Raw genomic sequence first — 1,855 nt, 5'->3', positions numbered from 1 at the left:
TAGCTGGGCTGCCAGCCGTGGGAACCAGGCGAGCTCGGGCCGGTGCCGGGACAGAATCGCCACGCCGACCAGATCCGGCTCCACCGGAGTCACGTACGCCTCACCCCAAAGCGACCAGTGGACTTCGACGAACTCCGACCATGCGGGTACCGCAAAGTGCCAGCGCACGCCGTAGCGCCGCGGATTTCCCGCCACCGCCTTGATTCCGACAGCGCGGCGCACCGACGAGTGCAGTCCATCGGCCGCTACCAACCATCTTGCCCGTAGACCGGCCGCGGTAACCCCGGCCGCATCCTGGTCGATTCGGGTGACGCGCGTCGAAATCCATTCGGTGTCTTGTTCTTTCGCGCGGGCGGCCAACGCGGCGTGTAACGTGGTGCGCCGCACGCCTCGACCCGGATAGGCGCGAAAGCGCGCTTCAGCGCGATGGTGTTCGCTCAAATAAGCGATGCCCCGGAACGGCAATCCCGGCGGATCGATTCCGAGCGACGTCAGCTCGGCCAGGCCGCCGGGCATCAGCCCCTCACCACATGCCTTGTCGATCGGGGCTGCCCGCGGCTCGGCCACGATCACCGAAAGTCCAAGGCGCCGAGCGTGTAACGCGGTGGCAAGGCCGCCGGGACCGCCGCCAACGACCAGTAGGTCCGCGTCATATGTCATGAGCGCCGCTCATCACGTGTCGCGATGCCGATCGCGAGGATCAGCAGGTAATACACGACCTACCAGCCGAGCAGCACGAGTTCCGAGCAGAACGCCGGCCCCATCGCCATCATCAGCCCGAACGAGCCCGGCGGCGGCGGATCGTCCATGTTGGCGCGAAGTACGTCCAATACCGACACTGACGAGAGGTTCCCGTTGTCGCGCAACGAGTTTCGGGTGTAGTCGAGGGCATCGGCGGGAAGGTCCAGGCTGTGCTCGACGGCTTCGATCACCTTCGGTCCGCCGGGGTGGCAGACCCACGTCGAGATGTCCGCAGGTGTCAGGCCGTGGTCACTCAAGAAGTTGCGCACATCTTCGCCGAGGTACTTTTCGGCCACAGTGGCAACCTCCGTGGACAACTTGATCTGGAAGCCGTTACTGCCGACGTTCCATCCCATGACCTCTTCGGTGTCGGGGTAGAGCCGGCTACGGGTGGCCAGCACCCGGGGCCCCGTGGCCGTGCGGGCAGATCCCTTCGCGACGACGGCGGCGGCCGCATCGCCAAACAGGCTGGCCGCCACCAGGTTGGCGATGGAGTAGTCGTTGCGCTGCAGCGTCAACGAACACAGTTCGACGGCGAGCAGTGCCGACACCTGATCGGGGAACGCGAGCAAGTAGTCATGCATGCGTGCCACGCCGGCGGCACCGGCGACGCAGCCAAGCCCAAACAACGGCAGCCGTTTGACGTCGGGTCGTAATCCGACGCGGGTCGCCAGCCGGGCCTCCAATGTCGGTACCGCCAGCCCGGTGACCGTCGTCGAGAAGACAATGTCGACCTCGGAGGGTTTGACCTTGGCGGCGTCGAATGCCGAGAGCAGCGCACGTTCACCAAGCTCCAAGGCGGTCTCGATGAATATGTCGTTGGCTTCAGTGAAGCCGCTCAACTTCCCGTATTGCGGCAGCGGCAACGCGAGGCTGCGCTTCTCGACGCCGGCGCTGTCGGCGAACCGGTCAAATTGCGGGCCGCCAAGGCCGGTCAGGCCCGACAGTGCCTCCCGCTGGCCGACCTGATGGGGCGGAAATTCGATCGCCACGGACGCGACGGATGCAAACGGTGTCATCTGGCTTACTCCCTGCGCGCCGGGCCGACGGGGCGCGTTTTCTAATCGTATCCATTTGGTGGGTCAGCGTTTGGACAACTTCGTTGGTTGGTTAA

2 protein-coding genes are annotated in these 1,855 nt (G+C 65.2%); both read right to left on the bottom strand.

The window, feature by feature from the left end; all coding sequences use genetic code 11:
* Positions 1-660, bottom strand: a 660-nt coding sequence (locus WB785_RS14595; protein WP_424080045.1) for an NAD(P)/FAD-dependent oxidoreductase, incomplete at its 3' end; no start/stop codon positions are given.
* A 59-nt stretch (positions 661-719) separates the two neighbouring features.
* On the bottom strand, positions 720-1,760 hold the full coding sequence (locus WB785_RS14590) for a type III polyketide synthase (protein ID WP_424080044.1): 1,041 nt from the start codon (positions 1,758-1,760) through the stop codon (positions 720-722).
* Between the last annotated feature and the right edge of the window lie 95 nt (positions 1,761-1,855).

This window comes from Mycobacterium sp. (genome assembly GCF_049585075.1).
Lineage (GTDB): Bacteria > Actinomycetota > Actinomycetes > Mycobacteriales > Mycobacteriaceae > Mycobacterium.
Note: the sequence above shows the minus strand (reverse complement) of the source record. Positions and strands in the feature narration are given on the sequence as shown.